Annotated in this window: 21 protein-coding genes; all 21 read right to left on the reverse strand. The window is 44.4% G+C overall.

The window, feature by feature from the left end:
- Nucleotides 1-162 precede the first annotated feature (162 nt).
- The 21 genes from K0I62_RS03140 to K0I62_RS03240 all read right to left on the reverse strand — a co-directional run bounded on the left by K0I62_RS03140 (nucleotide 163) and on the right by K0I62_RS03240 (nucleotide 24485).
- Nucleotides 163-4338 carry an IPT/TIG domain-containing protein gene (locus K0I62_RS03140; protein WP_220070083.1) on the reverse strand — a complete coding sequence of 1392 codons (4176 nt, stop codon included), beginning with the start codon at nucleotides 4336-4338 and terminating at the stop codon, nucleotides 163-165.
- Between the two features lie 61 nt (nucleotides 4339-4399).
- Nucleotides 4400-5083 carry a TadE/TadG family type IV pilus assembly protein gene (locus K0I62_RS03145; protein ID WP_258405073.1) on the reverse strand — a complete coding sequence of 228 codons (684 nt, stop codon included), beginning with the start codon at nucleotides 5081-5083 and terminating at the stop codon, nucleotides 4400-4402.
- Nucleotides 5080-5562 (reverse strand): tetratricopeptide repeat protein, encoded by a 483-nt coding sequence (locus tag K0I62_RS03150; RefSeq protein ID WP_220070084.1) that lies wholly within the window; start codon nucleotides 5560-5562, stop codon nucleotides 5080-5082. The genes K0I62_RS03145 and K0I62_RS03150 overlap by 4 nt, the downstream gene beginning before the upstream one ends.
- The gene (locus K0I62_RS03155) at nucleotides 5550-5894 is read right to left on the reverse strand and encodes a DUF192 domain-containing protein (protein WP_220063153.1); all 345 of its coding nucleotides are present in this window, start codon (nucleotides 5892-5894) and stop codon (nucleotides 5550-5552) included. The genes K0I62_RS03150 and K0I62_RS03155 overlap by 13 nt, the downstream gene beginning before the upstream one ends.
- A gap of 1 nt (nucleotide 5895) precedes the next feature.
- Nucleotides 5896-6759 carry a type II secretion system F family protein gene (locus tag K0I62_RS03160; protein ID WP_220063154.1) on the reverse strand — a complete coding sequence of 288 codons (864 nt, stop codon included), beginning with the start codon at nucleotides 6757-6759 and terminating at the stop codon, nucleotides 5896-5898.
- 9 nt (nucleotides 6760-6768) lie between these two features.
- Nucleotides 6769-7620 carry a type II secretion system F family protein gene (locus K0I62_RS03165; RefSeq protein WP_220070085.1) on the reverse strand — a complete coding sequence of 284 codons (852 nt, stop codon included), beginning with the start codon at nucleotides 7618-7620 and terminating at the stop codon, nucleotides 6769-6771.
- Nucleotides 7613-9307 (reverse strand): TadA family conjugal transfer-associated ATPase, encoded by a 1695-nt coding sequence (locus tag K0I62_RS03170; protein WP_220070086.1) that lies wholly within the window; start codon nucleotides 9305-9307, stop codon nucleotides 7613-7615. Before K0I62_RS03170 ends, K0I62_RS03165 begins: the two co-directional genes overlap by 8 nt.
- A gap of 9 nt (nucleotides 9308-9316) precedes the next feature.
- Nucleotides 9317-10627 carry a type II and III secretion system protein family protein gene (locus K0I62_RS03175; protein WP_220070087.1) on the reverse strand — a complete coding sequence of 437 codons (1311 nt, stop codon included), beginning with the start codon at nucleotides 10625-10627 and terminating at the stop codon, nucleotides 9317-9319.
- Entirely contained in the window at nucleotides 10624-11520 is an 897-nt protein-coding gene (gene cpaB, locus K0I62_RS03180; protein WP_220070088.1) for a Flp pilus assembly protein CpaB, read from the reverse strand. Before cpaB ends, K0I62_RS03175 begins: the two co-directional genes overlap by 4 nt.
- Nucleotides 11521-11534: 14 nt before the next feature.
- Nucleotides 11535-11726, reverse strand: a complete 192-nt coding sequence (locus tag K0I62_RS03185) for a hypothetical protein (RefSeq protein WP_220070089.1) — start codon at nucleotides 11724-11726, stop codon at nucleotides 11535-11537.
- 6 nt (nucleotides 11727-11732) lie between these two features.
- Nucleotides 11733-12404 (reverse strand): hypothetical protein, encoded by a 672-nt coding sequence (locus K0I62_RS03190; RefSeq protein WP_220070090.1) that lies wholly within the window; start codon nucleotides 12402-12404, stop codon nucleotides 11733-11735.
- A 3-nt stretch (nucleotides 12405-12407) separates the two neighbouring features.
- Nucleotides 12408-13271 (reverse strand): hypothetical protein, encoded by an 864-nt coding sequence (locus tag K0I62_RS03195; RefSeq protein WP_220070091.1) that lies wholly within the window; start codon nucleotides 13269-13271, stop codon nucleotides 12408-12410.
- Complete coding sequence (locus K0I62_RS03200; protein WP_258405074.1) at nucleotides 13271-14662, reverse strand: hypothetical protein; 1392 nt, start codon at nucleotides 14660-14662, stop codon at nucleotides 13271-13273. Before K0I62_RS03200 ends, K0I62_RS03195 begins: the two co-directional genes overlap by 1 nt.
- 43 nt (nucleotides 14663-14705) lie before the next feature.
- On the reverse strand, nucleotides 14706-15008 hold the full coding sequence (locus K0I62_RS03205; RefSeq protein WP_220070092.1) for a Flp family type IVb pilin: 303 nt from the start codon (nucleotides 15006-15008) through the stop codon (nucleotides 14706-14708).
- Nucleotides 15009-15099: 91 nt separating this feature from the next.
- Nucleotides 15100-15372, reverse strand: coding sequence for a Flp family type IVb pilin (locus K0I62_RS03210; RefSeq protein ID WP_220070093.1), 273 nt, complete (start codon nucleotides 15370-15372; stop codon nucleotides 15100-15102).
- Nucleotides 15373-15482: 110 nt separating this feature from the next.
- Nucleotides 15483-16118: a helix-turn-helix transcriptional regulator gene (locus K0I62_RS03215; protein ID WP_220070094.1), complete on the reverse strand. Its 636-nt coding sequence runs from the start codon at nucleotides 16116-16118 to the stop codon at nucleotides 15483-15485.
- A gap of 188 nt (nucleotides 16119-16306) precedes the next feature.
- Nucleotides 16307-17806, reverse strand: a complete 1500-nt coding sequence (locus tag K0I62_RS03220) for a M16 family metallopeptidase (protein ID WP_220070095.1) — start codon at nucleotides 17804-17806, stop codon at nucleotides 16307-16309.
- Nucleotides 17803-19188, reverse strand: coding sequence for a M16 family metallopeptidase (locus tag K0I62_RS03225; protein ID WP_220070096.1), 1386 nt, complete (start codon nucleotides 19186-19188; stop codon nucleotides 17803-17805). The genes K0I62_RS03220 and K0I62_RS03225 overlap by 4 nt, the downstream gene beginning before the upstream one ends.
- 77 nt (nucleotides 19189-19265) lie before the next feature.
- Nucleotides 19266-20813 (reverse strand): nitric oxide reductase transcriptional regulator NorR, encoded by a 1548-nt coding sequence (norR, locus tag K0I62_RS03230; RefSeq protein WP_220070097.1) that lies wholly within the window; start codon nucleotides 20811-20813, stop codon nucleotides 19266-19268.
- 184 nt (nucleotides 20814-20997) lie between these two features.
- Nucleotides 20998-23289, reverse strand: a complete 2292-nt coding sequence (locus tag K0I62_RS03235; RefSeq protein ID WP_220070098.1) for a nitric-oxide reductase large subunit — start codon at nucleotides 23287-23289, stop codon at nucleotides 20998-21000.
- A gap of 269 nt (nucleotides 23290-23558) precedes the next feature.
- Nucleotides 23559-24485, reverse strand: a complete 927-nt coding sequence (locus K0I62_RS03240) for an LpxL/LpxP family Kdo(2)-lipid IV(A) lauroyl/palmitoleoyl acyltransferase (protein ID WP_220070099.1) — start codon at nucleotides 24483-24485, stop codon at nucleotides 23559-23561.
- Nucleotides 24486-24545: the final 60 nt, after the last annotated feature.

The raw sequence follows: 24545 nt of genomic DNA on the forward strand, positions 1-24545 counted from the left end.
ATTATTTGCTCTTTCTATAAATTTACTCTTTATTCTCATAATAGTTTTACACTGACCATCGCAGAGATAAAACGACAACAAGTAAACAGAGGTTAATGTATGCCACATAATGCGAATAAGCGTTTAATGCATAAAACTGTGCCCCTTTCGGGGCGAGTTAAATTAATTACCAGTCGTAGGGCACTCTGTTGGCTCAGCTGCAGACTCATTCAGTAATACTAATGGTGCTGAAAGCTTAGATTTACTTTTACTGACAACACTAGAGCCACTTTTAACCGTTAGCTGATAAGTCTTATGTGTGTTAGGGCATAAATCTCGTCCAGATAACTCATCTCCGCTGACACTAATAACATCACCTGCAAACTCGATATAATAAGTTGCAATACCGTCATCAGCCCTAATACCCGTTAATTGTACAGTGTGATCACCATCATCTAATGCAACTGTTAATGGGCCCACCTTTCGTTCTGGTTGGTTATTATCATACACCACCCGGTTATCCACACTCAGTTTAAACACATCATCATTCAAATTACCATTATCTCCAAAAGTAATAAGTACAGCTGCTGGACCAGAGAATGGATATTCATTGCTTAAACCACCAGCTACTTCAACTGTTACATAACCAGAGGCAACCCCACTAGGGAGAACAACCGTTAGTGAGTCAGTAGATGCAGATTTGACTGGGGCTGTTAGGCGTTGACCATTAGCACCACTAAAAGTTACTTTATTACCTGAAACTGAGCGACTAAAGCCAACCCCCGTAATAACAACTTCTTCACCCGCACTGGCTTTAGCGGGGGTAATATCCGCAATCGTTAAATCACTGCCTATGAGTATGTCATAAGGCACAGTTGCAACTTTATTAAGATGTTCAACCTCTACTTTTAATGGGCCAACAGCGGCTTCTATTTCGCTTATATATTGCAAATAAAACGTCAACTCCGTACCTTGCTTATTAACATAAGATACCTCTGTAGACAATTCTTTTTCTCTATTGCCAAGGTCGTAAACCTTAACTTGGGGAGGAGTTGGTTCAAGACCCAAGCTACTGGGTATTTTTGCCATGCCACTTCCAACAATGGTAAAACTTTTAGTCTGGCCTGTTTTTTGGATCATACGCGGGGTAATGTCAGATGCTTTAAGGCCCCACGTAACAATAAAATCAAGTTTAGTAGGTACAACAATTAAATCTTTAATCGTCGCCACCATATCTATCATTGAAGAAGCGAGAGTACTTGCTTCATATGCCGCAGTAACCTGCCCCCAACCAGGAATAAACTTTTCAGCTACTTTTTGAGCTATTTTTAAAGCAAACTGTTCTGGGGTAATTTCTAACGTAGATAGAATTGCTTTTGTCACTGGCCCATAAGAACCAAGATCTAAAGGATCACTAAGCACCTTTTTAATTTCACTCTCATACAAGCCTTGGCCTATTGCGCTAGCAAGATTCGTCCAATCTGCTTCTGTAATTGTATCTTTAGATAAAATCTTAGCCACTTCTTGGCCAATACTTGGCACTCCGGTATAAACCGCTTTGATGATTTTTAATACTTTATCTTTAGAGCGATGCTCCGGAGCATCTAAATCGATGCCTGCTGCATCAAACAATATGGAATAAAAACGAATAACTATGTTGTCAATAATCGTTCTTATGGCGAGGTATTGGCGAGCTTTATTGGCTTTTATATTATAGTCTTCTGTACCATTAAACTGATATGGACTTGGACCAAAAACACCGTCAACACCTGGTGTTACTATTTGATATAAACAGTCTTTATAAACACATTTATCAATAAGTGAGTCACTAGACCAAACATCAACGCCAAGAAATGTCCCAGTAATCGGCCCGAGCATAGCGTTATCCCAAGGCTGTGAAACATGATTTTCAATAGGTGAGTTTAATGATGCTAAGTCTTGTTTCATTAATCCTGTCTTTGGGTCTAACGCATAAACTCGAGCACTTAGATATAACTGACTGCGATTTTTTAACTCTATACATCCATCTAAATTGAGCACTTGGTACCATTTAGGGTCAACCCCTTCACCACAGTTATTCGCTAATTCGCCTTGGTTTTCAAAAAAAGTTGTCGCCTCCATCGTCATATCAAAAGCATTCCAGGTTCCAACGGTTTCTGGGTATGAGACAATAGTGGGCTCTAAAGTTGATAATACTGAGTTATTTCTATCATTGAGCGCATAATTAGAAGGGTTAACTTGGCTTCGACTTGTTGGGGGTAAATTTTGAATGCTCGTTAATTCTTTAAGCATACGTGCTTCGTAATCAGCTAAAAACTTTACGGTTTCATCTGAACGATTTTTAAAACTAAAAAAGTCACTGCTCTCAGATAAGTGCGCTTCGACCTCAGAAACATACTCTTCATATACCGACGTTTTTTCAATAAATTGTGCAATTTGCTTTGTATTTAGCCCTCTAGGTTCAAGGTAATAATTTAACTGCAAAACCATATTAGCCAATGCTGTTGAACGATATGAAAATTCGAGGTTTGTATCACCAACATAATGAATGGCGCTTAAGTAGCTAACTAACTCATAACCGTTATCGGTATAAGTAAAAACAACTTCAGCGCTCGTCCCCATTTTCTGTACCGTGTAGTTATCGGATGATAGTGGTAAAGCTAACTCCGGATAAATCCCACCAATTGCTGTAATTTGTTTTGCATTTGGAGCTACAACATTAATCTGTACGTTTTGTTGTACGATAAAAGTAATGTAATTACTTTTACCCACACTATTATTGACAGAATAACTACCGCCAGTAATACCTTCTGGTACGGTTAAACTTAATTCATTGCTATTAAGGTATTGAGTTACAGCTGGAGTTGAATTGAAAAAAACTAAGGTATCATCATCAAAATTATCACCTTGCAGTGTAATCACATCACCTGCAGCCACTTCCTTTACATTATTCACTTTAAGTAAAGGTAAATCAGCGCTACCAACTTCAATAGGGTATGGCTCAGACTTAATCTCACCAATTGCTAGCGAAACTTCTCCGCTACCTTTGACTGTTGGCATTAAAAAACTTAGATAGGTTAATCCATCATCCGTGCGAGTTGTAATAGGGTGCAAATTAAACAGTTTTCCTTGAATATTTACAACTAAAACTGGCGAATTAGAGGAACTTGGATAACCATCAACTTCAATTTCAAATTTGTCACCAGACCTGACAAAATACTTAACCTTTGTATCTTCATACAAGGTTGCTATCGTCTCAATAAATAAGTCACCTGGTTTTTGCCATAACTGTACTTTAGCCGGTGAAAGCCTTTGCAAGTCATTAGCATCAAAAATACCATCATTGTCATCATCAATATCAAGGTGATCGATAATATTATCGTCATCAAAGTCTAATGGCGAATTAGCAGAACCACTTTCTAATTGATCGTCCAAATTGTTGCCGTCAGAATCCCTATCTAAAAAATTAGGTATACCATCACCATCAATATCACTATCACCTTCAACTAAGTCAGAGAATGTATCAGCATCAGCATCTACATCAGTCCAGTTAGGTAAATTATCCCCATCGGTATCTAAACCAAATAAGTACTCCAAACCATCAAGTACTTTGTCTTCGTCCATGTCATTTGTAATTAAATCAGATGCAAAAGCACGCTCTTTTATATCATCAAATGAATCCACATCTTCGTCATTAAAGAATATCATTTCGTAAGACAAGTCAGGGCCACCAGCAAAGTTTTCATCTATTACACTTAACTGATAAGTGCCTGGATCATAGATAGGAAAGTTAACTACATAGATATTAGGAACGGCATATTTGTATAAAAAAATCGAATCTATAACCAAGCCATCGGCATTGGATATGTATACTTGTGGTTGAAAGCGCGATGATGGCGTTTTAAAAATTGCAGTTAACGAACGACGCTCTTCTACCTCAAATTTAAACAGGTCACCTTTATCGAGTTCTGAGCTAATAACACCTTGAACTCTTACACCATCGGTAAATTCAATCGCTGTCGCAACACTAGGATTATCGTTCGGTTCCTGCTCGATAAATAGCGGATATTTACTCTTACTCGCATCAAAAGGATAATCATCTAGCTCATCTGGTACGCCGTCACCATCTTCATCCTTGTTTTCCCAGGTGCCAACAAATTCTATTGGGTCGGTTGGCTCCGGATCCGTTGGGTCTGGGTCGGTTGGATCTGGATTAGTCGGATCGATAGGATCGGTTGGCACTTCTGTGCCTTGTCCTTCGCCTTCTTCGAGTTCACCGTTACAACCACTTATCGCTATGGTTGAAGTGAGTAATAATGCTAGCCAGTGGTATTTGGTTAGCTTGAACGTGTATTTCATCTTTGTATGTCCCTATATGTTGGAATATCCAAATAGTACTAATTAATGTTTGGTCGTTGGTTTACATGCGAAATGGCGTTTGCATCCGCATCAGCCCTTGAGAAGTTAAGGCTAAATAACTGTCGCCAGTCGCAAGTCCTAGCGCATTACAGGCAAGTTGATCTCGACTCGGCTGATAAAGTACCGAGGTGACGATCTCCTCTATGATGTAATTGGCGAAGGGCACAATGAGTTTTTGACACCAGCGCACTTCAATCTGCAGTAAGTTGGCATCCTGTACATTGAGCTGGCGATTATTGCCGACATTTTTGAGGCCGGGATTTCGATACATCAAGTTATTGTTGGGGATCTCGTAAATATGGCCACTAGGGTATCTACTTCTGACTTTAAATTGATCGAATGTGGCTTGATCTGGGCTAAGAACGCGGATTTCTGCTTGGACGTTCGCAGCTACTTGCGCCCTAACCAAAGCCTCAAGTGTGTCAGTCATGCCTGTGCCGTGAGCAAATAGCGGCATCATGCCTTGGGCAAGCCCTTTGCGGATATCTCTGATATTGCCGTGATGCAGTGTTCCTGCTCTCACCGCCGATACGGTGGCTGCATCTAAGGTGCTCTTGCTGGCATAGATAAATCCCCATTGGACGATCAACATCATGGCGACGAGGATGATAGGCATTAAGAAGGGCAGGGCGAGATTAAACTCGACCATGCTTTGGCCTTTCTGCCTAGTTACTTGCAACATCATAGTGATGCCTGTGCCTCGGCTTGAGGTTGGCTCTGCAGTTGATTCAATGCATCGAGTAGTGCTCGAATTTGACGTCCAACAGGTGAATTTTTATCGCCTTGGCCGCTGGCACTTGTCAACACATTAGTCGATTGCTTAATGCGAACCAATCCCATGTTATACCAAGCTTTTTGATTGTTAGGCTCAAGTTCTATGCAACGCATATAGGCCGAGATCGCCGCCTCATGGCGACTGGTGCGAGTGTAGATATTTCCGAGCCTAAACCAGGCTGGGGCATAGTTAGGAACACTTTGCAGAACCTGTAAGTAGAGACTCTCAGCTTGATCTAGCATGGCTAACTTATAGGCTCGCTCAGCTTGAGACTGAATCGCGATGATCTGCTCATTACCTTGATGCTCCTCTTTTTTTGGAGTTGAAGAGCATGCTGCCAGTAAAAGGGCGAATATGGCGATGAGTGTGCGCAACCTTATTCTGTCCATGTTAACGTATCTCCTGGTTTGATCTGCTTCTGGCTAGAGTTGCCTGCCATTAATTCCAATACTGTGGTCGCTCCTCTGCAAGCACTGCTGCGCCAAGGCTTTAGATCTCTAGTGACTTTAAGTACCTTGTTGTGTTTATTGAGGTAAACGATATCCAGTGGATAACGCATACCTATGGTGTGTACTGAGTTACAAGGTGAGATAAGCAGCCCCTGTTCGCTTGAAAGCGGACGCCTACCGAGTAAGCCTCTTAGTCTTAGCCATGGAGTATTTGCGATAAATACCTCTGATATCGCATGCCCTTTGGGCGTGGTTATTGTTGATTTTTTCATGTTATAGCTCATACATAAATTTCATTAAAATCGGGAATGCCAAAATCATAAAGGTTACTGGAAAGATGAAGATGATCAGTGGGAATACCAGTTTTACCGGGGCTTCTAGTGCTTTTTTCTCTGCACGTTGAAAACGTTCCACTCGGCGTTGATCCGATTGAATCCTTAAGGTTTGACCCAAGCTGGCGCCGGTTTTTTCTGCCTGAGCAAGCGCACTGACTAGGCTGTTGACTTCGGATACTTGAACTCGGTTTGCCATATTACGAAACGATTGGGCTCTGGACATACCCGCTCGCATATCACGGATCACCTTTTCAAATTCGATTCTGAGCGGCCCTGCAGGCCCGCGCTCGACGGCTTGGCTAAGGGCGCCTGTCATGTTGAGTCCCGCTTCGATCGACATTGTTAAGTAGTCTAGATAGACGGGTAAGCTTTTAACTATTTGCCCTTGGCGCTTCTTACGTAGGTCGTTGAGGGTCATTACTGGGAGGAAGTAACCGAATACGCCTGCTAGTAATAGATATTGAGTAACGTAGGTGTCAAGTAAGGCACTGCAGATAATGGCTAAGCCTAGCGCAAACAGGGTGCTTAAAATACGAATGGCGAAGTATTGCTCGGCCGTCATGATGTATGACAAGCCTGATACTTGTAACTTCTTTGAGACTCGCTCTAGATAATCAACACTTAAGTTTTCACTGATATAAAAGGCGACCAGCCTGACAAGCGGCCAAATAAGTTTTAACCCCGGAGAGAGGGGATCCATAAACTCGCGACTTTCAGTTGGTACTCTGCGATAGATTCTAATGCAACTAACCGCGAGAAAGACGACGGAAATTACAAAACAGGCAACAATGAGATTGACCATAAATTTATCCTATACGTCTATTGCTACGATTTTACGAATCGACAGGTAACCACTTGTCAGCATGATGGTGATCATGGCGATTAGCGCCCAACCTAAGGGTTCGGTGAGAATTCTCCCCATAGCACTAGGTTCCATGTGATATAGCACCACTCCGATGAAGATGGGGAGCAGGGTCATCACTACACCCTGCATCTTACCTTGTGAGGTGAGTGCATCGATTTTGCCTTCCATCTCTATCTTTCGTCGCAGGGTAGATGATAGACGTTGGAGAACTTCTGCCAGATTTCCACCGACCTCTCTAGATATCTGCATCCCTGCTGTAACGAGTTGAAATTCATCCTCAGGAATACGTTTAAACATATTGTCTAATGCCGTATTAAACTCTACGCCGAGTCTTTGTTCTCTTAAAAACAGTTGAAACTCCTGTTTTGCTGGCGCTTCCATCTCTTCTGCCATAAATTCGATGGCACTGCTGACGTTGGCCCCCGATTGCATTGATGAGGCGATCATGTTGAGCGCGTCGGGTAGCTGGTGGACAAACTTACGTCGACGTCGCTTGTGAAGGAACTTGTAAGCAAAACGAGGCAGTAGCGCCAAAACGATACTGATAATAAAACCCAGTACCCATGATCCTAAAAACACTCTAATTAAAAAGGGCACGGCGATGAGTGTAAGCATATTTATCCAGAACAGCTGCCGAGGCTCGATAAAGAGAAACATATCGAATAGGTTGGTTCTGGCTGAACTGGTAAAAGTTTCCTGATAGCGCTTGGCGAATCGGGTTGATAGATGTTTTAGCGCCCATATCAACAAGCTGACCGAGAAGAAGGCTAGAATAGCCGCGAATATCGGACTACTCATGACCAGTTTCCTTGTCAAAAATGTCGAGTTTAACGGCAACACCTTGCTTTCTTAGTTGCTCATAGAACTCTGGTAAGGTGCCTGTTGCGGTGTAATATCCTTGTACTTTTCCTTGTTCGTTGAAGCCCGTTTGTTGAAACTTAAAGATCTCCGATAGCTGTACCATCGAACCTTCGATCCCTGTGACTTCACAGATGCTGGTAATTCGTCTCGATCCATCGGAGAAACGAGATTGCTGCACGATGATATTAACCGCAGAGGTGATCTGTTCACGTATTGCCATTACTGGCAGATCCATTCCAGCCATCATCACCATCACTTCGAGGCGGGAAATACAGTCTCGTGGTGAGTTTGAATGAGCTGTTGTTAGTGAGCCGTCATGGCCCGTGTTCATTGCCTGCAACATATCTAGCGCCTCACCACCACGACATTCGCCAATAACCACTCTATCTGGTCGCATACGTAGGCAGTTTTTCACCAGATCGCGGATCTCCACCGCTCCCTTGCCTTCTTGGTTAGGTGGCCGGGCTTCAAGCGCCACTAGATTGGGTTGGTAAAGCTGTAGTTCGGCAGCATCCTCTACTGTGACAATGCGTTCGTTGTCGGGGATAAAGTTTGACAGCACGTTCAGTAACGTTGTTTTACCTGAGCCCGTACCGCCAGAGATAACGATATTACGTTTTTGCATGACAGCCATTTCGAGAAAGTCCGCCATGGCTTCGCTCATCGAGCCGAACTTGACTAAGTCGGTGCAATTGAGCCTGCGTTGCATAAACTTACGTATTGTTATGCAGGGACCTTTTAGCGCTAGAGGAGGGATAACGGCATTAACCCTTGAGCCATCTTTTAGGCGAGCATCGACCATGGGCGAGCTTTCATCTATTCGCCTACCTATAGGTGTTACGATCCGCTCGATCGCACCTAAGACAGCTTGATCATCTGAAAAGGCAATATCTGAAAGATAAAGGTTACCAGCCTTTTCATAGAAAATCTGATCATGGCTATTAACCATGATCTCTGTGACATCGATATCGTCGATCAGTGCTTCTAAAGGACCTAGGCCTATGGTCTCGTCAAGTACCTCTTTGGTTAACGCAGCTACTTCGATCTCTTGTGGAAGATTGATGTTGTCGATGATCTGTTTGATCAATACTTCGCTTTGCGCTCTGAGTTCAACGTCACTCATTTCGTTAACGTTAACGCGGCGCAGGTCCATCTGCTTAAGCAGTTCGGTATGTACCTTACGACGCCATTCGTTGCGCAGTTGTATCTTGGCGGCTAGCTCTGAATCTATTGTCGTTGGTGGTGCTATATCCTTTTTGGGGAGTGGCACTGCCGGCGTTGGAGCAGGCTGAGGCGCCGAGTCGGTCGCTGGTTTACTATTAAACTCAGGATCGCTGCTTTGCACTCTTAACTGGTAATCACCCACCTGTATTTTATCTTTGAGTGATAGCGGGCCAAATTCTTGATGCTTTTCATCATTGACCCTAATACCCGTTCGGCTCTTGTTATCTAGAATGAAAATTCCTTGTTCATTTTGGCGCAACGTCGCGTGATGTTTAGAGATCTTAAAGCCTCTTAACACGATCAGTTGTTCTGGATCTTTTCCAACAATGCACTCACTATGAATACATTGAAACTCGCCAACCTTGGTGCCTTTTGTTGTACTCACTAAGACATTAAACATGTGACACTCCTAGTCCAAGATATAGAAAGCTTCGAGCTTAGTTGCTTCTTCGGCCATCTCTAGGCCACGATTGAGTTGAGCATCGTGATCTTCTTGCCCCGGATAGACAACGACCGGGGTGACAAAGATGACTAATTCGGTCTTGTCATCTTTAAAGTCACGTGACTTGAATAGCTCTCCGAGGATGGGGATATCGCCGAGAATAGGAAACTTATTGACAATTTTTGACATTTCGCTGTTAACCAAACCGGAGATCACTATGGTCTCGTGGTTTTTAACATTGATGACAGATTCGGTGCGGCGGGTTAGCATGCCGGGAACACCGTCAACGGCAACGGAGGGATCGATAGAACTGACCTCTGCCATCACTCGGCTAACAATATTGAGCTCATCATCAACAACAGGCTCGATATCGAGTTTGATGCCATATTCTTTAAATTCGACATCGACGGCACCTAAACCACTGACGCTACGAATTGGAAACTCACCACCAGCTAAGAAACTGGCTGACTCACCGCTGCGAGTGGTTAGGTTAGGCTCGGCGAGCATACGAGCATCACCCTTTTCCGATAACAGTTGGATCTGCGAGCCGATACCAGAGACGATACCCAGTGAGCTCCATCCGCGAGTATCTAATACGCCGATATTACCTGTGATCGCTTCGGTTATTGCTTCGGTGTACTGCCCTGGAGAGGCAACATTGAAAATTGGGTTAGCGGTAAAGCCTTTTGCTACACCATAGGCGGGGCCCGCCATAGCTGTTTCCCATTTTATGCCGACATTGTTTAGTGTCGATTTATTGAATTCGACGATTTTGACCTGCATCTTCACCATGGGAGCCATGGTTTTAGCAAATTTTAGATACTTCACCAGAGATACAATATTTGGGCTACCCTCAAGGATCTTCTCCAGTTGCTCTTTTTGCCCAAGAGCTGCTTCGCCTTGTACTATGATTAGGCCGTCACTTTCGGTGACGGTCAGCGATGGAAAGGCGCTGAGCATCTTCTTTACCATTGCTGTGGTGCGCAGACTGTTATCGGATGTCACTGTAAGGCTTAGCTTGATCAATTTGCCATCTTTTTGCCAAAGCTGAAGATCGGTATTTCCCGGCGCTTCACCGATAAGTAACACTCCCTTGTTATCAACGACTTTAGCGCTAAGTACTTTGCCGTTACCTACCACGATACGTTCTACGTTACTGGCCTTATAAAGTTCAACCGCCCCAACATAGAGTTTCATCTGCTTATTATTGTGTGCCATGGTGACAGAGGGCAGCATGAGGCAAATCCCAAAAAAGGCGATAATTTTTAATAGTTTCATAATACGGCTTTATCTTTTTGTTGACTGAGCTGCTCTAACATCTCGTTTGAAAGGGGGTAGGTTTGGGTACTGGTCTTGATGCCGCTGCCACCGGTGATCACTTCGACACTATTTTCTAGTCTCTCTTCTGAGGTATCGAAAATCTGTCCCTCATGTAACGAGACAAACTCTAGGGCTGAGGTCTCTTTTTGGTTTCTTAGTAGGGTAACGAAATCACCTTTCTCCTTGGCTAGTGCGACTCGTGCAGCGTCTTCAACTGATAGGGCTAATGTCACTGTGTTGTAGGCATTTGGATTATCATAGAGGGTATCGACTAGCTCGGGGTTGATATCAATACTGCGTCGTCCGGTCGCTAATACCGTTGCATCTTCGATAAGAAGTTGTAACTTTTCACGATCTTTGCCGTCTTTATCTTCCTTAAAAGCGAGTAACACATCGATATGATCTGAAGGCACGAGCATGCCTGCCGATGAGTTAATTTCATCGATATCTATGGTAATAGCCCGCTGACCCTCTTGGAGAATGTCTGAAAATTGGGCTACTCGCATACCGGGTAGGTAGGTTCCTATGAGTGGTCTGCCCGGTAACATAGGCTCGAGTATCATCTGGCCCGCAACTTCGCCGAAGCGACTTGGGTGAATAGCATCCAGAGGCAGGGTATCGGCACGAATTTGCCGAACCGACATATTTTGATCTGAAATAATATCCCCTTTACGCAGCTCTTTGGTAGCAACGATGACGTCAGCCATCTCAATATTGTCATGTGACAGTTCATCACGTAGTTGTTGCTCTTTGGTGATAAAGTAATTTTTGGTTGCCCACGCTGAAATACCACCTAATATCAAGGCAATAACTAGCAATATCCAATTGAAATCAATTGATTTAAGTTTCATTGTAAAACCTGAAATTAGTTAGGAAGAATCGATAAAGACTTGTTATAGGCAAAAGCGGTGTACCAATCGGTTAAGGTATCTGCGCTAATTTCTAAAACATTCTGATTATTGGATACCGGCGTTAGCAGTGCTGCGATGAGCGCCCCACATACCACTAGATATTCGACACTAGCCTGACCCCGGCCGTGTTTTATGTTAAATCGCATTGGTTATCATCCTTGTGTAACTTGATTGGCAACTATGTATACTTGTGAATTTTTGGTATCGAAACTAATGTCGACACTGTCCGTTCCTTGACTCATTTGTAGGGCGGCTTTACCTGCCTTGGTATCAAGAATGGCCGAGTTTTCAATCCAACCTTTTTGTTGAAAGTGTCTACGGTAATAGTGGTAGTTACTCGATAAACTCTGAGTGCTGCTGAGGATGACTGTTCTACCCAGTTTATAGAGATCCTGTGATTGGATATCAGACAGTACAGCCGCGCCGCTAGGTTTGGGGAATTTGTCACGATTTACTTTAGCCAGCTGGGTGTTATCCATGTTCTTGGTGATGCCGACATAAGCGACAACTCCTTGATATTGCTGATTGATACGTGCTGTGAGTAGATAAGGTGGTTGCAGGCTATTGATCACATAGTCGCCGTTAAACATGCGGGCATCGAAGCGTTCACTGTCTGCCTGCCACTGCTTTTTAAAAAAGTCGGCCATCACCATCAAACTACGCTTATCTTTGACCACCCATGTCTTCATTGGGTAGCCGTTGTATTGCATCTCATCGGCAACAATTTCCACTTCCGAAGTGTCTGGAAACTCGACATTGGGCCAATCTTTGCCGTAAGCGAAGACGCTAACAAGGGTCAATACGACGAACAAACTGGATTTCATAGATTAGCCTCCACAATTTTTAGTGCCATAGGTGCATAGGCGGTTACTAGGTAAGACATCAGGTTTCACAAAACCCAGCTTGAGTCGATTGGGCTTGAGTTCTTTGCCAAAGGGAATGATGCCGACAAGACGTTGCGCGGTTCTGATCACGCCAACATCCATATAGTTGGTCAATACCAAACGGCGTACGCGGTTTTCAACATGGTGAGGTCCTGCGGCGTTCCACCCCGATGCGAGTAGGGCGCTTTGACCTTTGATCTTGAGGTTTAAGTTGTCAAAAGGGGCGAGATAAAGGTTCTCTAAATCCGTACTTACGCTGGCTCGGTAGTATTGGTCAAGTTCGAGGTCAAATCCTGTGTAAGAGATTAGATCAACCGCCTTTTCCACACTCTTACCGTAGAGGCCTGGGGTATCTCCGCCACGATTAGTCGCGGTGAGTCTATCTAGCTCATTTTGGTTATTTGGTGATTCTTGAGTTGATTTTAAAATGGTAGCCTGTTGAGTATCTTGCTCCATTTGATGCTTAAGCAAGGGGTGAACATTCTGCTGCCAGTCCCATTTATCTTGATATCGGCTAGTAATTTGTTGGCCGTCAGTCTGATAAAAACGCCAAGGAATCTGTTTCATTAGCTCTGTTTCTGAGCGCTTTGCCACATACAAACCACTTCTACTTGGCATCTGGTCTGGATTACGTTCTTTCCAAACGGTACGCTCCCATGCGCTGTAATGGGCCGCTTGTTCTGCTCTGTGTTGTGCTCCAGTAATCTTTGAGAGAAATGGCATCATGATAAGCAAGGGGATCACCACGAAACTTAAGCCTATGATGCTTTCGACTAGTGCTTGCCCGCGTTGAGAGGATATAGCCATTACAACATCCTCGTTAAGGCGAGTACGATGCTACGCTCGCCATTGCTGGAGTCGGTTAAACGAGTCTGCCAGAACGGATTATAAAGATTACCGTACTCATGGCGGCCATCGGCCCTGACCCAAGCAGATAGATCGCGAGGACGTGAATAATAAGCTTGTGCGGTCGACAGTGCGGTCATTCTATCGCCCAGCATCTCTTCATCGACAGCGGGATCTATTCCCTTACCAACAAGCGTTGCAGTGTCAGTGGTGCGGACCTTGTCGCGAGACTTGGAGACAACGATGGCAATGTTATCTGTTTGGCTCTTTTTATAAGCATCGTTCGATAGGCCATAGAAAGGCCGTACACCACCGTAATCACCATGAGTTTCTTGGTTGTAGGCCGCGTATTTGGCAGCAGTTCCATTTCTTTTTCGACTTTCTCCCCAAGAGCTTCTGTTACCAGCGCTCCATATGTCTGCACGATCATCTGAGGTGGTCGCGCCCCAACCTAGTGGGATCTCTCTAAAGCCACGCCAGCGACAGCCAGACCAACTGCAGCGAAATTTAGATAAGTGGAAGCTGATGGTATCCATAGAGGTCCAAGTTTCCGCCTCATTCTCACCATTGCTGATCAAATCACTGCCACCAGTCTTATAGGTTTTCCAGCGCAGCGGAAAAGCAGTTAATGACCAAGGGAATCCGAGCTTGTAGCTGCGTTTCTCACTGAATGAATCGCGAGAATTCAAGGTGACCCCAATAAAATCACTAAATTGAGTACTCTTTCCTGAATTGGCTTGCCTAGAATGGCGGTTTTGGAATTTCATCCAGACATCACGGACGTCTCCAAGCAGTTGTGGATTTTGCATTAAATCTAGCTTTGCGTTAGGGTCATTAGCCTTTACAACATCGCCAGCAGAGGCAACACTCGATGTCAGTCCTGCGTAATGAATAACTTGTTGTGAGCTGCTTAGTGCCCAGAGCATTTTATCTTCGAGAAAAATCATCCCTTCGAGGACAGGTTGAGCGACCTGATTTATGGTACCAACGGCGCTCTTAATTCCTGAAAGTACCTGACCAAGATATGGCACCCAGCAGAGAGTGTTACAAGCGTTTTGGGCGAATCTATCTGTCATGTTAAACCAAGAGGAAAGCCCCACCATCTGGGCGATTGCGACTTGATTTGCTACTGATGCGCGGTTGGTATAAGCCTTAAAGTTGAAGTCTCGAGCGGCGAATGTGGCCACGCTGTAGGCGGTGTTATCGGCGGTATTTTGCAGCTTAGTGCCATTAAGGTTTAACTTTGATGTGTTAAAGCTATACATGACGGTCATTAGCGCAAGCGACATTAACATTAACGATAATGCCATCGCCTGGCCTCGCTGTTTAAAGCGTGTCGATATTAAATTCATAGGGGGAATCTCTTGGAGTTAAAACGTCAGCGAAACAGCGATATTAATCTACGCCGCTACCGCCTCCAGAACCCGTTCCACCGCTTGCACCGTTGGCTCCTTCGTTGTAGTTGCCTAAGTTGTAATCTTTATTGGCGACTTGAGTTGCTTCGCTGGCTGAGCTCTTGGCTGCGCCAATTTGTGCGCCTGAATCCCGACCTGAAAGTTCGGCTGCTAGGCCTGCGACTTGATTGCGAATGGTTTTCCCGAAAAAGCTATAAACCCCAATGGCTGATACTGCAATTAAGGCGACTATGATGATGTATTCTGTCATTCCTTGACCCAGTAGTGTTGATTTTTTCACCATAAACTCCTTTTATGATCGGATTTAAAGCAAGAAGCACACTACTTCTTGCTTATATAGTATTAGTGGCTTGAAGTAGCACTAATAGGAATTTCTAGTTGCTTTTAGCGCTGCTATTAGCCGCCTTGTCGTAGGAACCAAGGTTATAATCTTTATTTGCTACTTGATCTGCCTTGGTTGCTGCACCTTGTGCATTACTAATTTGACCGGAAGAATCATTTCCCGACATCTCTGCCGATAGTCCAGCGACCTGATTACGGATGGTTTTACCGAAGAAGCTGTATACACCGATAGCCGAAACGGCAATGAGTGCAACAATAATGATATATTCAGTCATACCTTGACCGCGTTGTTTTTTATTTAACATCTCTTTTCTCCTTGAGAATACATTTTTAGACTAGGCTATTTTATCGTCACAACTTCGTTACTCAATTATCCTTTTTGATAATATTCAACTCTCAATATTATCCATTATTATTATGTTTGCTGCTGGTATTTTACTAATAGTTGACCTCTACTCTTACAATCTGTTTTTTTGTAAATGTTCTGTAGATGCATTTTTATTGTGTTGACTGAAACGTTCATCTTGTTAGCGATTTCAGAATTTCTCAGCCCTTTACAGACAAAAGAGAGTACTTCTTTTTCTTTCTTGGTTATGCCTGAAAATAAAGTAACTTGATTGCTGGACAGCGATTTTTTTTGTTGAGTTAAAATATATTTTGAAAGTGCTTTTAGGCTGAAATGTAAGTTTTCACTTAAAACATTATCAATCATTTTCAATGTGTTGTGGGCTGGTTCTTCTGTGTTGGCTGCAGCCGAAAAACCAAGTTTCAAAAGTATCAACTCATCATCTAAAGATAGATTTTCACAAATAGCGACATGTTTACCGTCGTCCATTACCGCTGGTGGGATATTGACAAGATCATTTTGAACATTATTGATGAAATGAAATAGGATCTTTTTCTCATGTTCAGAGTTTTTCCATGAGACGAGTGGATCGGTATTTTGGTGTGTGAGTATATTTGTTTTTAAGTTGAGTAAGCCCGCAGTACTTTTTAAGAATTGAATATTTCTAGGGCATCTGCTCAGGGTAAATAATTCACCATTATACATTTCACTTCCTTATGAGACTTATAATGTACTACTTTGTTACTAGGGTTATGTTTGAAACGACTAAATCGTACGACTTTATTGTTATGTTAGTTGTATCAAAATGTGTAAGCTATTCTATCGATATATTACTTAAACACAACCCCGCAGATTGCTAGCACTATAATGTGGCATAAATGAGACAATTAAACCTAGGGTGTGATTATCTGCCAATCTGGTAGTTTATCTTGGAGGTCGGGTGTTATTTTATCCAGATCGCCACGGATAACCATCACTGGTGGAGCGTTAAACACTTGCTGTGCTGTTTGTTTTAATATCAATGGATTGAGCTGTTGCCATTGAGCTTGCTGATTCACTATCGCTTGCCACTCTTGATGTTTACTCAGCAGCTGAATATAGCGCGCTGTACGGTGAGCGGGATCGTCAAACATTAAGTTGAATTGGTTTTGATAGTAATCTGCGAGTGCTTTAATCTCGTCGTTTTCGGCGAGCTCAGTTTGGGCTAGCTGTAAATGATCTAAAATCCCTTTAATAAAAGCCCCTGTGTGCTGTAACTGAGTACTACCATAGTACTTTAGAATTGTTGCCATGGGGTTGTCGAAGCAGCGCCCATAAATTCCATAGGTGAGTCCTCGTCGCTCACGCAGATCATAGTAAAGCCTTCCTGAAAAACTTCTGCCTAGCCAGCGACTGAGCAGCTCGCAATTAAAAGTGCTATCCATTTGGTCGCTATGACTGTCATCGACCTGTAATGGCAAATGGTAACCTAGGCGAACTTGGGTTTGTACGCTGCCCGGCGCATCGATAACGTAGAGGGTCTTACCATAGGGTTTAAAGTTATCTTGCTTTGGTTTACTGAAATTCGATGGCACTGGCAGGCGTTTCATCTGCGCTGTGATAACCGTTTTTTGCTGTGGCTCAATTGGTGCGTCGCGTTCGATGATCAAATGCCACTGGCTTTGATTCGCTGCTTGATGAGTAATCTGTTCAAGAGACTTATGTGTTAATGTTTTTTGCTGTGATTCATTATTGAGCGCACTATTATAAGGATGGTTTTTCCCCAATATTTTTTCCGCCCACAGCTTCTCTATTTCGTTACCATTAAACGCGTTAATATGTTTATCGAGTGCCAGTTGTCGGCTTAATTTGGCAATATCTAGATCGCTAAAACTATCGGCTGACCATGTATCGATTAATAGTGATAAGGCGGTTTCAAGCTGATTATCAGGGCAGGCTAGAGTGAGTGTAATACTGTGTAGATTTACTTGTGGCTTAAAACTCTCTATGCAGTTGAGCGGTGTTTTTGCAGATGCTTTATTTGCCAGCCAAAGTCCTTTTTCATGAAACGCCTTTACCAGTATATCGGCATCTTGATAAGGCTGGTTTGGACTGATTGCGACTAAATGAATACGGTTAAGTGCAGATAACCTTCCGGGGAGAATATGCAGGTGATGAAATGGGGCTAGCACACTTACTTGCGGCGCAAAATGGGGTTCTACTTGGCTCGAATCTGATGACGATTCTATTTTAGGTGCGTTGATTAACGGTTTGAAGCTCGGGGTCACGGGGGATTGAACTTGGGTAAAGGTCATTTTGGTCTGCTGGCAACCGCCACAAATCAGCAAGATGAGACAAACACTGAGTAAGAGGCCTGATTTTATACCGCACAGCTTTACAACAAACGTCCTCATAGCGCTTGCTCCTCTAATGAGTCGGTCCACCCCGTCGGTAGCCATTCGAGTAGGGCTTTACTCCAGCGAATATACCAAGGTGGCAGCAGATCTAAACGGACGACACCAGGCTGTATATATTGTCGAGTCACTCGAATAATATCGTCGTTGGTCACTGCGTTTATGCGTTCCCAGGGGCCAGATAGCGGGGTTAATCTGTCCTGTTCAAGAGTGGCACTGAGTGTTGTCGCTAAGCTGATGTCGTTATCAAGTGTTGCCAGCTGCTGCTGTAGTGATCGCAGCTTTAACTGCTCAAGTTGTTCGGATGTGAGCCCTCCAGCGGCAAGGTCATCGATAATCGCGGTGATCTGCTCGGTGAGCTGATCTAAGGAGGTGTTGGCTCTTGGCACCATCACAAGGTTCATCACGCCAAAATGTTCCATGGTCAATGGCAATGAGTAATACAGCAACTGTTTCGGCTCTGTGAGGCTGAGTTTCTCTAATACACTAGAGCGGCTTTGTAACAGGTAGGATTCAACTAAACTGATGGCGGCGGCATCTTGATGCGAACGACCAACCGTGTGCCATGCCAGTAGCAAAGCTGGCCAAGGGCCTCTAGCATCGATGATCTCATGATGTACCGACTGCCTGTTAACCTCGAGTGGATGAAAGCCTTGAGGTTTGTTGTTTGGCATCGGCCAGTCAGCAAAATACGCTGTTACCCAGGTGAGTGTCTGTGGTGGCACTTGCCCCACTATGCTTAGTTGCAGGGTATCGGGTCGGTAAAATGTTTGATGAAACTGAGTTAGGCTCTCGGTGGTTGCCGCTTCAATATCGGTTTTAGATCCAATCACGGCATGGCCATAGGGGCTGCCTTTCACTTGATTTAGTAAGAACTCCATAGCAGGACGAATATAGGGCTGATTATCTATGGTCGTCGCCATCTCTTCTAGCACGGTTTGTTGCTGATTTTTTACGGTTTGCTCCGTTAATGCGGGACGAATAAAACGATCTGCTTCTAACCATAGTGCCAGCTGCAAGGCGTGGCTTGGGACATTCAAATAATAATTGGTGTAATCAAAGAAGGTACTGGCGTTAAATTTGCCACTGAGGGAGCTCATCGTTTGGCTGTAACTGTCTCCGGGGGCATTTTGACTGCCTTTGAAAAGCATATGTTCAAACAGATGTGCGTAACCCGTTTGACCGACAGCCTCGTTACGAGAGCCGACCCCGAATTGACTTGCCAGTGCGACACTTTGCTTATTTTTAAGGGGTAACAGCCTTAGCTGTAAGCCATTATCGAGACGCTGGTATTGTATGGTTTGCTCGAGTTGGTATAGCGGTGCGGCTAATGTCGCTAACTCTTGCTCGCTCGCTTGAGTAAGAGTCGATATAGAGGCCATTGCTATTATCAGCAATGGATTAATCAAGTGTCGAGAAGAGTCCAATTTCACCGATACCGCCCTGTATGGGGAATATGTTATTTTTTAGAATGCTTTAACCCTAGCCGTTTTGCTAGTCTGTGTAAATTTCCTGAATCGATATTTAACGCACGGGCGGTTGCGGCCCAATTATTCTCATGTTGAGCTAACACCTGACTAATATAACCCGCTTGAAACTGTTCGGTCGCCTGTTTTAGGCCACCAGCGATGCCACTGGGCAGCATCTCTAGCGAGGATGGCTTTGCAGGCTCTATGTTGGTCGAAAACTCAAAGTGCTCGGGAGTAATAAGCGCGATGTTATTAGTTGCCTTTGCTCTGGCCAATATCCCCGCGCGGTAGATGCTATGTTCTAACTCCCTGACGTTACCTGGCCAAGAATAGTCGCCGAGTAACTTGAGGCTCGCTGGGCTGAGCATTAAGCCTTTTAACCCTAATTTCTTTCGGCTGCGCTCGACAAAGAAACCGCATAATAGGGTGATATCTTGATCGCGCTCCCTCAGTGGTGGTGCAACTAAGGGAAATACGCTGAGTCTATGGTAGAGATCTGCACGGAATCGGCCTGCGAGTACTTCATTTTTTAGGTTTTTATTGGTCGCAGCAATGATACGAACATCGACCTTGAGACTGCGATCATCACCTATTTTCTGTAGGTCGCCATATTGTAAGACTCGCAGTAATTTAGCTTGCAGTGTTAATGGCAATTCACCTATTTCATCTAAGAAGAGTGAGCCTTTATCGGCCATCTCAAACTTGCCGCTACGATTGCTAATCGCGCCTGTAAAGGCGCCTTTGACATGACCAAAGAGCTCACTTTCGGCAACGGATTCGGGCAATGCTGCGCAGTTTAAGTAGATGAGTGGTTGATTGGCGCGTAGCGACCCTTGATGAATCGCATTGGCGATAAGCTCTTTACCCGTCCCCGTTTCGCCCAGAATCAGCACGTTGAGATCCGTTGGTGCTGCAACGGCAATCTCTTGCTGTAGTGTCTGCATGACAGCAGATTGGCCTATTAATTCGGTTTCTAAGGCATTGATGCGTGAGTTGCTGGGGGCATTATCCCATTGAATTTGAAGTGCCTGCTTCTCCAATTTATCAATCAATAGGGCATTACTAAGAGAGACTGCTGCGATAGCACTAATGCCTCGTAGTTGCTCATTGTTAAAAGATTTAAATTGATTGGGGTCGAAACCATCTATCGTAATGGCACCGATCAAATTGCCGTCGGCGATTAGAGGAAGGCCAATACAAGCATGCACGGTAAGGTTATCGCCTTGATTAGGGATCAATCCATCGTAAGGATCGGGCAAATCACTATTGGCAGGAAAGCGAACGATATCACCTGCTCGGGCAATGGCTTCGAGTCTGGGATGATCTTGCAGCACAAAACGTCGGCCGAGCACATCGGGGCTAAGCCCATCAATAGCGAGTGGCGTAAACTGTTGTCCACTAAATTGTAGTAGGGCGGCTGCATCACATTGCAGGCATTGACGAATGGTATCGAGCAAACGGGAAAATCGGTCATGGTTCGACAGCCCCGAGGTAATATCTAGGGCCATACGAGTAAGTTCTATTTGACTTAACGCCATGTGAAATCTCCGATTTTATATGGGATGGCGGTTACATAGGTTAACCATTATTGCATACATTTATTTGTGGTCAGAATACTAGATGGTACAGGCTGACCGACTTTATATCATGCTTTTATCTCGTGCCAGTAGTCAGTAAAAAGGGGGCTTAATGACCCCCTTATATTAATTGCTGATGAACATTCTATGCATTAGCCGAGAGTTGATCCTGGCTTAATACTGGTTGTGTCTTTTTATTGATGGCTTTTTTGATGAGATCAAAAAGAAATATTCCCATAAATAAACCACCTGCGCCAAACAGAATGTCGCCCGGCATACGCATCCAAACTAAGGTTTCAACGAGAGGGCTGTGGATCACCTCTGGTGAACGCGCAAACCAATAGCCATGTTCAAGTACCGCGAAGAACTGGGTAATGCCCACAGGTAGAAGAGACATAAATACCATGGCCGCTAGGCCGATATTAAGCGTCCAAAATGCCCATTTAAGTAGTTTCTCATTCCAGACAATTTGACCTGTCAGTCCACGTAGACAAAATAGCATTAATCCCATTCCTAACATGCCATATACTCCCATAAATGCGGCGTGACCATGGGTTGCTGTAGTATTTAGCCCTTGAATAAAGTACAAGGCAATAGGTGGATTGATTAAGAAACCTAATACGCCTGCTCCGACTAAGTTCCAAAATGCAGTGGCGACGAAGAACATGATGGCCCACTTATAATGGATCATCCATGGGCTTGCTTCACGTAGACGGTAGCTTTCCATGGCTTCGAAACCAATGATGGCTAGTGGAACCACTTCCAGTGCAGAGAAGATTGCGCCCCATGCGATAACCGCCGTGGGCGTACCAGTGAAATAGAGGTGATGCAAGGTACCGATAAGGCCGCCGGTTAAGAAGATAACTGTGGTAAATAGTACCGCGGCGTTAGCGCTACGACCACGGATCAACCCTAGACGAACTAGCATGAGCGCGATGACCGAAGTGGCAAAGGTTTCAAAGAAGCCTTCAACCCACAGATGTACCACCCACCAACGCCAATATTCGGCAATGGCTAAGTTAGTGTGTTTTCCCATGAACAAGCCTGCACCATAGAATAGGCCAATGGCGACACAAGAGGCATACAGTACCCAAATTACAGGGCGCATTTCACCTTTAACTTTCAGGGCTGGACGAATCGCAGCAGTTACCAGCGCTAACCAAATGAGTAACCCTACAAGCAGCAATACCTGCCAGACGCGGCCGAGATCGATATATTCGTAACCTTGATGACCGAGTAAAAAGTTGGTGTCGAGATCGAAATATTGTTGAACGCCTATCCACTCTCCGGCCATAGACCCTAGGACGACGATCACTAAGGCGACCCAAAGAATATTTACACCAAGGCGTTGGAACTTGGGTTCATGTCCAGAGAGCGCTGGGGCAATATAAAGGCCTGTACCTAGCCAAGCGGTTGCTATCCAAAATACGGCTAATTGTGTATGCCAAGTACGAGTGACTGAGTAAGGCAGAATCTCAGAAAGGGGGATGCCATAGAAGTTTTGCCCCTCAACAGCATAATGCGCTGTGATACCACCTAAGAATATTTGCAGTAAAAATAGACCTATAGCCGTGACAAAGTATTTTCCTACCGCTTTTTGTGATGCCGTAGGCTTAGTTAAAAATAGTGGATCTTGGCTCGCTGGTTTAGGTAGATCTTCATGTTTGCCTGCAGCATGGTGCCAAACTAAAGCACCAATACCGGCGATAAGCGTAACAATGCTTAAAATAGACCAGACGATATTATCTGAGGTTGGTGTATTTCCAATCTGTGGATCGTAGGGCCAGTTGTTGGTGTAGGTGTAATTCTCACCCGCTCGTTCGGTGACGGCTGCCCATGATCCCCAAAATAGAAAAGCATTGAGTTTCTGGCGTCTCGCTAAATCAGGAACTGTGCCTTCTTTCATTGCATATTGCTCTCTTAGAACCGAGAGCTGAGGATCATCACCAAATAAAGCGATATAGTGCTCACCGACTTGGTTTATCGCAGCTATACGGGTGTCCGATAAGGAAATAGTGATAGTACCTTTAGCATCATCAACCACACTGTTCTGACGCATATCTTCGCGTAGTGCTTGCTCTAAGCCCGCTTGCACTTCAGAGTTGAGCTCTCTAAATGGCAGGTTGTAGCGGCTTTTAGCGGTGATATCTAACCAAGCTTGAGCTTCTTTGTGTAGCCAGTCTGCGGTCCAATCTGGCGCGACATATGAGCCATGTCCCCAGATAGATCCGAGTTGATGCCCCCCCATTGAACGCCAGACTAACTGCCCTTGCTCGATATCATCTTGAGTGTAAAGGACTTGACCCTGCTCACCGACAAATGCAGTTGGAATAGGGGGTTTTTCTCTATAGATCTCACTGCCGATGCTCAGCAACACAGTAAAAGAAGCGATTAGCACCAGTAGTAAAGCTATCGCTGTTAGCCGTTGTTTGCTCATAAAACCTCTCTGTACAAATTTAGTATGGGTATTGATGTGCTTGTATAGAGCAGGGTTTGTGCCAATTATCTAATTAGTTGTTTTATAATGATTTTGTTGCTTTTTGTTTATTCTTGACTGTCAATAGGACACTGTTTTTAATTGTCAAAATGACATTTGCGTGTCTATTTGACATTTGTATGAATGTCTAATTGATAGTGCTAGTGATGGCTTAGAAAGGGGGCATCAAAAAGCCAGTGCAATACTGGCTTTTGAATTAGAGGTAAGTGCTATTTATACAGTGATGGATCGTCTTTATTTGGGCGAGTCTTAAAGCGGCGATGTAACCACATATATTGGGCACGATTTCGTTCGATCATCGATTCGATGATCTTGTTGCCGCGAATCGCATCCTCGACCTCATTTTCCCCAGGAAAATCCTCTAGTGGCGGTTGGATCTCTATGGTGTAGCCCTGGTCATCAGGGTTGCGTACCACGATAAAAGGCATCACCTTGGCCTTGCCCAGCTTAGCTAGGGTGGTGGCACCCGTGATGGTCGCCGCATCTGGTACAGCGAAGAAGGGGATAAAGACGGCGCTGGAGCGACCAAAATCCTGATCGGCGGTATACCAGACCACATTGGGGCTTCTCAGGCTGCGCACCATCTGTCTGATATCTCGCTTATGTACTAACCCTTTGTTGGAGCGCAAACGTCCCTTGACCTGAAGGTATTCCATCAGTGGATTATTGTGGGGGCGGTAGACACCTACGCCAGGCTGAAATTGACCTAGGATACGAGCGCCCATCTCAAGTGGTAGACAGTGCACCGCAAATAAAATGACACCTTGGCCGCTGGCAATTGCCTGTTCTACATGTTGCTGGCCTTTAATTGTCATATGACGTTGCACTTTTTTATCAGACCACCACCATGCATTGGCGATATCGAAGATCGCTTTGCCTGTCTCTTCAAAATTGCGCGTTAACAGCTGTGCCTGCTCGGTAGCGGACATGTGAGGAAAACAGAGTTCGATATTGCGTTTAGCGATATTCACTCGACTGCCAGCTATGGTTTTTGCAAAGCGTCCTAACCATTTACCTAAGGACATCTGTATCGATAGCGGTAAAAGCTGAGTGAGCCGCATCACTCCGACACCAAACCAGATCAGCCAATATTTAGGGTGGAAAAATTGTGAGGAGAATTGTGCTTTATCGACCACGGACATCTCAGAGTTATTAATGAAAATTACCGCTTATTCTAACTCAAAAAATGCGTAAAA

This window comes from Shewanella psychrotolerans, assembly GCF_019457595.1.
Taxonomy (GTDB): domain Bacteria; phylum Pseudomonadota; class Gammaproteobacteria; order Enterobacterales; family Shewanellaceae; genus Shewanella; species Shewanella psychrotolerans.

Excerpts from the sequence above, each read along its gene's own strand:
- K0I62_RS03140 (WP_220070083.1), bottom strand. The coding sequence starts at position 4,338 with ATGAAATACACGTTCAAGCTAACCAAATACCACTGGCTAGCATTATTA.
- K0I62_RS03145 (WP_258405073.1), bottom strand. The coding sequence starts at position 5,083 with ATGATGTTGCAAGTAACTAGGCAGAAAGGCCAAAGCATGGTCGAGTTT.
- K0I62_RS03150 (WP_220070084.1), bottom strand. The coding sequence starts at position 5,562 with ATGGACAGAATAAGGTTGCGCACACTCATCGCCATATTCGCCCTTTTA.
- K0I62_RS03155 (WP_220063153.1), bottom strand. The coding sequence starts at position 5,894 with ATGAAAAAATCAACAATAACCACGCCCAAAGGGCATGCGATATCAGAG.
- K0I62_RS03160 (WP_220063154.1), bottom strand. The coding sequence starts at position 6,759 with ATGGTCAATCTCATTGTTGCCTGTTTTGTAATTTCCGTCGTCTTTCTC.
- K0I62_RS03165 (WP_220070085.1), bottom strand. The coding sequence starts at position 7,620 with ATGAGTAGTCCGATATTCGCGGCTATTCTAGCCTTCTTCTCGGTCAGC.
- K0I62_RS03170 (WP_220070086.1), bottom strand. The coding sequence starts at position 9,307 with ATGTTTAATGTCTTAGTGAGTACAACAAAAGGCACCAAGGTTGGCGAG.
- K0I62_RS03175 (WP_220070087.1), bottom strand. The coding sequence starts at position 10,627 with ATGAAACTATTAAAAATTATCGCCTTTTTTGGGATTTGCCTCATGCTG.
- cpaB (WP_220070088.1), bottom strand. The coding sequence starts at position 11,520 with ATGAAACTTAAATCAATTGATTTCAATTGGATATTGCTAGTTATTGCC.
- K0I62_RS03185 (WP_220070089.1), bottom strand. The coding sequence starts at position 11,726 with ATGCGATTTAACATAAAACACGGCCGGGGTCAGGCTAGTGTCGAATAT.
- K0I62_RS03190 (WP_220070090.1), bottom strand. The coding sequence starts at position 12,404 with ATGAAATCCAGTTTGTTCGTCGTATTGACCCTTGTTAGCGTCTTCGCT.
- K0I62_RS03195 (WP_220070091.1), bottom strand. The coding sequence starts at position 13,271 with ATGGCTATATCCTCTCAACGCGGGCAAGCACTAGTCGAAAGCATCATA.
- K0I62_RS03200 (WP_258405074.1), bottom strand. The coding sequence starts at position 14,662 with ATGAATTTAATATCGACACGCTTTAAACAGCGAGGCCAGGCGATGGCA.
- K0I62_RS03205 (WP_220070092.1), bottom strand. The coding sequence starts at position 15,008 with ATGGTGAAAAAATCAACACTACTGGGTCAAGGAATGACAGAATACATC.
- K0I62_RS03210 (WP_220070093.1), bottom strand. The coding sequence starts at position 15,372 with ATGTTAAATAAAAAACAACGCGGTCAAGGTATGACTGAATATATCATT.
- K0I62_RS03215 (WP_220070094.1), bottom strand. The coding sequence starts at position 16,118 with ATGTATAATGGTGAATTATTTACCCTGAGCAGATGCCCTAGAAATATT.
- K0I62_RS03220 (WP_220070095.1), bottom strand. The coding sequence starts at position 17,806 with ATGAGGACGTTTGTTGTAAAGCTGTGCGGTATAAAATCAGGCCTCTTA.
- K0I62_RS03225 (WP_220070096.1), bottom strand. The coding sequence starts at position 19,188 with ATGGCCTCTATATCGACTCTTACTCAAGCGAGCGAGCAAGAGTTAGCG.
- norR (WP_220070097.1), bottom strand. The coding sequence starts at position 20,813 with ATGGCGTTAAGTCAAATAGAACTTACTCGTATGGCCCTAGATATTACC.
- K0I62_RS03235 (WP_220070098.1), bottom strand. The coding sequence starts at position 23,289 with ATGAGCAAACAACGGCTAACAGCGATAGCTTTACTACTGGTGCTAATC.